The organism is Clostridium sp. HV4-5-A1G, from assembly GCF_900184915.1.
Lineage (GTDB): Bacteria > Bacillota > Clostridia > Clostridiales > Clostridiaceae > Clostridium_B > Clostridium_B aromativorans.
In genome coordinates, this window is the sequence record NZ_FXYI02000164.1 from 1 (window position 1) to 8,139 (window position 8,139).

Genomic DNA, 8,139 nt, shown 5'->3' on the forward strand with positions numbered 1-8,139 from the left:
CTCCTATATCATTCATTTTATTAAAATTAGTTTAATTAATATAGATTATAATAATATAATCACTAATTCAAGTGAATGCTTAATATATCCATACGCTTGATTTTATTACAGTAAACTTTTGGCTTGTAAGTACATGACCACAGTATTATAATATATGTTACATACTTTCCCCAGAGAAAAATAATATACAAAAAGGTTGTAGGTAAAATGAAAATAGATGAGAATTTAAAAAAAATTCTATTTCAGATGCAATTGAGAGAAATAACTGAAAGACAGATATATATAAATGTGTCCAAAATCACAAAAGATGAAAAAAACAAAAAAATACTGTTAAAAATAGCAGGAGATGAAGAAGAACATTATAAATTTATAAAAACATATACTAATATGGAAGTTTCACCTGATAAAAAAAAGATATGGTTCTACTCTACCATAGCAAAGATCTTTGGTTTCACCTTTGCCGTAAAACAAATGGAAGGAAGAGAAACTGAGGCTGTCAGAGGTTACAGCTATAGTAAACTGTCAAATGCCTTCCCTGAATTTTCCAAAATAGCAGAGGATGAAGAAAAACACGAGTTCTTGCTGCTCGACATGCTGGATGAAGAAAAACTCAAATATATAGGTTCTATAGTTCTTGGACTAAATGATGCACTTGTGGAGATAACAGGCAGTGTTGCCGGTTTTACACTTTCCATGGCAAACACAAAAGTAATTGCACTAGCTGGAATGATCACAGGAATATCAGCTACCCTTTCCATGGCTGCCAGTGAATACATTGCCGAAAAAGCAGAAAATACAAAAGACGCCTTAAAATCCAGTGTTTATACTGGCGTTTCCTATTTAATAACTGTTATTTTACTCATACTTCCCTTTCTCTTTATGCCAGGAAACATGTACATACAGGCACTGGTAGTAACTCTTGTCATTGCTGTAATTATAATATCTATCTTTAATTACTATATATCAGTAGCTAAAGGATTCAATTTCAAGCAGCGATTTATACAAATGGCCGGTGTAAGCTTAGGAGTTGCTCTTTTTTCCTTTATTGTAGGCCTTGTAGTAAAAAATGTATTTGGAATAAATTTATAAATAGTGGACAGCTTACAAGAAGCTGCCCACCGTTATTATTATAGGAAAATTTATGATTTGGCTAAAATTTACATTCTGTTTGTCATCATTTCTCTAGTAGTAGTTTCAGAATCCTTTTCCATTTCTTCTGCAACATAATTTACAAGATCCACAGTCCTGCAGGAGTAAGCCCACTCATTATCATACCAAGATACCACCTTCACCATATTTCCTGATGCCATAGTTGAAAGTCCATCTATTATAGAGGATCTGTCATCGCCTTTATAATCTACTGAAACCAATGGTTCATCAGAATATCCCAATATTCCTTCCATAAGTCCCTCAGAGGCCCTTTTAAAAGTTTTATTTATTTCCTCTACAGTAACAGATTTTGAAAGCTGACATACTAAATCAGTAACGGAAACTGTAGCTGTAGGAACTCTAAAGGCAATCCCATTCAATTTTCCCTTTAAATTCGGAAGTACTTTTGCAACTGCCTTGGCCGCCCCTGTTGTAGTTGGAATTATAGATTGACCAGCTGCTCTTGCTCTTCTCAAATCCTTATGGGTTTTATCAAGTAATCTCTGATCATTTGTATAGGAATGAACTGTAGTCATAAAGCCATTTATAATACCGAAGTTTTCATCCAGAACCTTTGCAAAAGGAGCTAGACAATTGGTTGTACAAGATGCATTCGAAATAATATTGTGGGATTTTACGTCAAATTTTTCTTCATTTACTCCCATAACTATAGTTATATCTTCACCTTTAGCAGGCGCCGTAATTATAACCTTTTTTGCTCCGGCCTTTATATGCTTATATAAACTTTCTCTAGTTTTAAATTTTCCTGTGGATTCCACAACTATGTCCACATTTAACTTGTCCCAGGGTAAATTTTCAGGATCATCTTCTCTAAAGATCTTTATTTCAGAACCATTTACAAATATGGAGTCCTTTCCCGCTTTTGCATTTCCCCTAAACCTGCCATAACAAGAATCGTATTTAAAAAGGTGCACAAGGGTTTCATTATCTGCTCTGGCATTGATTGCCACAATATCAACAGTTCCCTTTAATCTCTCCTGGGCAATCCTTAAAACCAATCTTCCTATTCTTCCAAAACCATTAATTGCAACTTTTATAGACATTACTTTTTTCCTCCCATAAAATACTTACCTATCATATAAAGTTTATTTTTTATATATGCTACTCATATTAATAATTATATACCTTATATGTTGTATGTGCAACATATATGCTATATTATTTATATCAATAATACTCATATATGTCAAATTTACTTTTATGGAGGAATACTATATTGAAACGGCTTTTTTGCCATATACGTTGCATATTTCAGGTATTTAATCTAATTTGCTCACTTTTACAAGAACATGAATTTAAAAACTACCTTGACACAAATTCTCTATTATTATATTATTTAAAGAGTAATAGCAAGCTCATAACCTTTCGTCTAAAACGGATGAGAGGTTTTTACTTTAAAATAAATAGGAGTGAAAAAAATGACCAAGGTAAGAACGAGATTTGCACCGAGCCCCACAGGATATATGCATGTGGGTAATTTAAGGACTGCCCTCTATACATACTTAATTGCAAAACATGCTGGCGGAGACTTCATACTCAGAATTGAAGATACGGATCAGGGAAGATTCGTTGAAGGTGCCTTAGATATAATCTACAACACTTTAAAAACTACAGGACTAAAACACGACGAAGGTCCGGATATAGGCGGACCAGTAGGGCCTTATATCCAGAGCCAGAGAACCGATATATATTTAAAATATGCAAAAAAACTTATAGATATGGGAAAAGCTTATTACTGCTTTTGTACAAAGGAGAGAATTGATACACTGAGGGCTAACTCTCAAATATCAGGAGACTACAAATATGATAAACATTGTCTCCATCTTTCAAAAGAAGAAATAAAGGAAAAACTTAATTCCGGAATACCTTATGTAATAAGGCAGAATAATCCCGAAACCGGCGTTACAACTTTCCATGATGAGATCTATGGCGATATATGCGTGGACAATTCGGAATTAGATGATATGATACTCATAAAATCCGATGGCTATCCTACCTACAACTTTGCAAACGTAATAGATGACCATCTTATGGGAATTACGCATGTAGTAAGGGGAAGTGAGTACCTGTCTTCGGCTCCAAAATACAACAGGTTATATGAAGCTTTCGGCTGGCAGATCCCAATATATATTCACTGTCCTCCAATAATGAAAGATCTACACCATAAGTTGAGTAAAAGAAATGGTGACGCGTCTTTTGAAGATCTTATAAAAAAAGGATACCTCAAAGAAGCTGTTTTAAACTACATAGCCCTTTTAGGCTGGAATCCCGGAGATGAAAGGGAAATTTTTAATCTTCAGGAGCTGGTAGAAAGATTTGACTATAGAAATATAAATAAATCTCCTGCCATATTCGATACTGTAAAATTGAAATGGATGAATGGACAGTATATTAAAAATATGCCTTTGGAAGATTTTAATTCTCTTGCTCTTCCCTACTATAAAAAAGTCATTTCAAAGGATCTGGATTTTTTGAAAATAAGCAAGCTGCTTAAGACCAGAGTTGAAATACTCAGTGAAATACCAGATTTTTTGGACTTTTTTCAGGAACTTCCGGATTACTCTGCAGACATGTATATCCATAAAAGAATGAAGACAAATTTACAGAATTCACTGATCACTCTTGAAAAATTTCTTCCAAGAGTAGAATCACTGGATCCCTGGACTTTCGAAAACATAGAAAAGTGCTGTATGGATCTGGTATCAGATATGCAGGTTAAAAATGGAGTAGTACTCTGGCCTGTAAGGACGGCACTTTCAGGTAAAAAATCCACTCCCGGCGGTGCTTTTGAAATAGCAGATATTATAGGAAAAGAAGAATCCATAAAGAGAGTAAAAATTGGAATTGAAAAACTTAAGAAGGCAAATCAATAAAATGAATACCTGGATTTTCATGTTCAATGTATTTTATACATAAACATCCAGGTATTTTCTCTATGAATTTTTATATTCATCCAGCTTCGATTCTCTTATAAATATTATTTTGGAAAATAATATGACAATGTTGTTTTCAATTATAACAAATCCTTTTCCTGTACCTGTGATGAGCTTTCTTGAGAGATATTTGAACTTTCCCTGGCCCCGTGTCTGTATGCACACCCTTTTGCCAATTATTGCGCCAAAATAATGACACAGCGATTTTTCCAGAGGGTAGTATGTCATATCATCTTTTTTAGAATGTTCTTCCATGTATACCGGTTCAGGCAAATTCATTCCAACTATATTTCTTACAGGTATTACTATGATTTCACCTTCTCCATTTTTAAATTTGGCCAGCTCTTCATCTGCACATATCAAATTTATCTGTTCAAACACACAGTTTTCATCGCCGTCAGTGCATATGTCAAATTTTTTATTCACATATCTGTTCAATAAATTTTTTATCTCCTCATTGCATGCTGAAAAACATACATCTTTTGTCGGCATCTCCCTTGTCTCTTTTGAGTCCAACTGTTTTATGCTTTTGGCAGCTCTGCCGTCCTGTCTCACATTTCTATCATCCGACAATTTCTTATCGGGTCCCTGGCCTGATTTTTTAATCTGTTCCTGTGCTTTTTTTAGTATTTCTTCATGAATCGGATTTTTACCTGTATTTTGGGGTTTTCCTCCATCAATTTTCTTCCCAATTTTTTTGTCTCCCATACCCTCCTTACCTTTGTCCCTGATAATATTTTTTTCTATGAACCCAATTAAATCCTTCAAATCCGCATATTCATCGTGCTCATAATGATGATCTTCACCGTGATGCGAATCTTCAAAATGCCTTCTATCGTATTTTTGTATTCTCTTCATATATTTGGGAAACATATATAGAGCAAGCTGCATCAAATCATCCATGTCATTCCTGGATCTTCTCAATATTATTACCTCCACAATTAAATAGCTATATTATCAGGATATGAAACTCCATGTAATATTGCAATCAAGTTATATTCAGGTTCAAAGAATTGGAGCTGCCGCAAATTGATTATACGGCAGCCTTCATAATTTAAAATCTATTTCTGTATTTTCATCACATTTATCCGATTTACCCTTTTAGGAAGTATGGAGGATCCTGGACCTCTCTGTTTAACTTGTTCTTCAGGTATATCCATTTCTCTTGCTATGAGTTTTCTGACCCTAGAACCGCAAAATGCCCCCTGGCACATGCCCATGCCAGCCCTTGTACGGCGTTTGACTCCATCAATGGATATTGTCCTTACCGGTCTATTTAATGCATCTACAATTTCCGCTTCCGTTACCCTTTCGCATCTGCATATAATATGTTTTTCAGGCTCTTTTGCATTTATGTCTCCATCAAAATTTTTATCCTTTTTTACTATAATAGGTTTTCTATAGGGATTAAAATCATCTTTTTCCTCCAGCTTTACTTTCTTGCTCAATATATTTACTACTTCCTCTGCTATGGCTGGAGCAGAAGTAAGTCCCGGTGAATCTATGCCCGCTACATTTATGAATCCCTCTACTTTTGTCTCTTCTATTATGAAATCTCTGGTACTGCTGGTAGGCCTCACTCCTGCAAAAGAGGTTATAGCTTTTTTCATGTCAAAACCCTCTACAGATTTCCTGGCGGTTTCAACAATGTAATTCAGCATTTCCTCATTCGTATTCACATCTTCCTTGTTTGAAACCTCCTGGGCGTTTGGGCCTATCATCAGATTGCCATGATAGGTGGTAGTCACTAAAATTCCCTTGCCCTTTTCCGTAGGTACCTGAAATATTACACTATTCACCAGGTAGGACTGATCCCTGTTGAAAAGGACATATTCACCTTTCCTTGGAATTATATGAAAATGGTCCAGGCCAACCATATTGGATATTTTATCACTGTAGACCCCCGCTGCATTTATTACATATCTAGCCTCTATCCTCTCCTGGCTGGTAACTATTTCAAAATAATTTTCCTTTCTATTTATGCCTATAACTTCACTTTCCAGTTTCAAATCCACTCCATTTTCCACTGCATTTTCTGCCAGTGCTATGGTGAATTCATAGGGAGAACAAACTCCTGAGTCTTTACAGTAGAGAGCCCATTTAACCTCATTGTTCACATAAGGCTCCATCTGTCTTACCTTTTCGCCGTCTATTATCTCCATTCCCCCTACACCATTTTTTATACCATTATGATACAACTTCTCAAGATGTTTTTTCTCTTCATCTGAAAAAGCTATTACAAGGGAGCCTGTTTCTCTGTAGCCAAAATTCAACTCCCTGTTTAACCTGTCATACATCCTGTTTCCCTTTACGCATAATTTAGCCTTTAAAGTACCCGGCGTGTCGTCATATCCTCCATGCACTATACCGCTGTTGGCTTTAGACGCCCCACAGGATACATCATCCTGTTTTTCTATCAGACAAATTTTTAATTTATATCTGGAAAACCTTCTTGCAATGGCTGAACCTTCCACTCCTGCTCCTATAATGGCAATATCGTACATATACAATCCTCCCATATATTAGACTAGACATTTATCTGGGCCTCTTTCCCCAGATACTGTTTATTATTTTCAAGCATTGGGCTTATTTGGCTCTCTATAAAATCCACCACTTGGCCTGGTGCCCTTCCAACAAATTTTTCGGGACTCACCAGAGACAGTATCTCTTCTTTTTTCATTTTAAAAAATGGGTCTTTTATAATTCTTTCCAAAAGATCATTTTCCTTTCCCTCTGATTTCACCCTCTTAGCTGCTTCCATAGAATGAATCCTGATTCTCTCATGAAGTTCCTGTCTATCCCCTCCTCTTTTAACAGCTTCCATTATTATATTCTCCGTAGCCATAAATGGAAGTTCCTTAAGTACATGGGATGCAATTGTCTTTGGATAAACCACCATATTTTCAGATACATTCATATATAAATTTAAGACCCCGTCCAGTGCCAAAAATGCCTCAGGAAGGACTATCCTCCTGTTTGCAGAATCATCCAGGGTTCTTTCAAACCATTGAGTCGAAGCAGTTATAGCCGGGTTCAAGGCATTCACAATTATATATCTGCACAGAGAGCCCATTCTCTCACATCTCATAGGATTCCTTTTATATGCCATGGCTGAAGAGCCTATCTGATTTTTTTCAAAAGGTTCCTCCATTTCCTTCATATTTTGAAGTATCCTGAGATCATTGCTGAACTTATAAGCACTTTGTGCTATCTCTGAAAGAGTATTTAATATTATGGAATCGAGCTTTCTGGTATAGGTCTGTCCTGTAACCATAAATTCCTGATTGAATCCCATCTTCTCCGTCACCATTTTATCCAGCATCTTTACCTTTTCTTCATTGCCGTTAAACAGATCCATGAAACTGGCCTGAGTTCCCGTAGTTCCTTTTACTCCTCTGAATCTGATTTTATCAATGACAAAATCAATATTTTCCATATCCAGATATAGATCCTGTATCCAGAGAGATGCTCTCTTGCCAACTGTAGTGAGCTGGGCAGGCTGAAGATGTGTAAATCCGAGAGTGGGAAGATCTTTGTATTCAAGTGCAAAATCCTTGAGATAATTTATCACATTCAGTATTTTTCCCCTCACTATGTAAAGTGCCTTTTTCATAATTATAAGATCTGTATTATCCCCTACATAACAGCTGGTTGCCCCCAGATGTATTATTCCCTTGGCCTTAGGGCACTGAAGTCCATAGGCATATACGTGGCTCATCACATCATGACGTACTTCCTTTTCTCTTTTTTCTGCATCCTCATAATTTATATTTTCCACATTGGCTTTCAATTCATCTATTTGTTCAGAAGTTATATTGAGCCCAAGCTCTTTCTCACACTCAGCCAGAGCTACCCAGAGTTTTCTCCAAGTTTTAAATTTCATCTCATCGGAAAATAGATAACTCATTTCCCGTGAGGCATACCTTCTATTTAATGGGTTATTGTATGTATCTCTCATGATAAAATACCTCCGTACATATACTATAATTTAATTGTTTTCATTCATATTATAACATATATTTATATTATATTATAT

The 8,139-nt window shown here is 35.7% G+C and carries 6 protein-coding genes; 2 read left to right on the forward strand and 4 right to left on the reverse strand.

The window, feature by feature from the left end:
* Positions 1–207 precede the first annotated feature (207 nt).
* Positions 208–1,089, forward strand: a complete 882-nt coding sequence (locus tag J5G60_RS14660) for a VIT1/CCC1 transporter family protein (RefSeq protein WP_229981255.1) — start codon at positions 208–210, stop codon at positions 1,087–1,089.
* 68 nt (positions 1,090–1,157) lie between these two features.
* On the opposite strand, the gene gap is transcribed toward J5G60_RS14660, so the two are convergent.
* Positions 1,158–2,213, reverse strand: a complete 1,056-nt coding sequence (gene gap, locus J5G60_RS14665) for a type I glyceraldehyde-3-phosphate dehydrogenase (RefSeq protein ID WP_150355445.1) — start codon at positions 2,211–2,213, stop codon at positions 1,158–1,160.
* 375 nt (positions 2,214–2,588) lie between these two features.
* On the opposite strand from gap, the gene gltX reads away from it, so the two are divergent.
* A complete protein-coding gene (gene gltX, locus J5G60_RS14670; protein ID WP_150355444.1) occupies positions 2,589–4,043 on the forward strand; it encodes a glutamate--tRNA ligase in 1,455 nt (484 codons plus the stop codon).
* A gap of 60 nt (positions 4,044–4,103) precedes the next feature.
* Here gltX and J5G60_RS14675 read toward each other — a convergent pair whose 3' ends face one another.
* From J5G60_RS14675 to purB, 3 genes are all read right to left on the reverse strand, one after another.
* Positions 4,104–5,027: a hypothetical protein gene (locus J5G60_RS14675; protein ID WP_150355443.1), complete on the reverse strand. Its 924-nt coding sequence runs from the start codon at positions 5,025–5,027 to the stop codon at positions 4,104–4,106.
* A 137-nt stretch (positions 5,028–5,164) separates the two neighbouring features.
* Positions 5,165–6,607 (reverse strand): NAD(P)/FAD-dependent oxidoreductase, encoded by a 1,443-nt coding sequence (locus J5G60_RS14680; protein WP_150355442.1) that lies wholly within the window; start codon positions 6,605–6,607, stop codon positions 5,165–5,167.
* A 23-nt stretch (positions 6,608–6,630) separates the two neighbouring features.
* Positions 6,631–8,061, reverse strand: coding sequence for an adenylosuccinate lyase (gene purB / locus J5G60_RS14685; protein WP_150355441.1), 1,431 nt, complete (start codon positions 8,059–8,061; stop codon positions 6,631–6,633).
* Between the last annotated feature and the right edge of the window lie 78 nt (positions 8,062–8,139).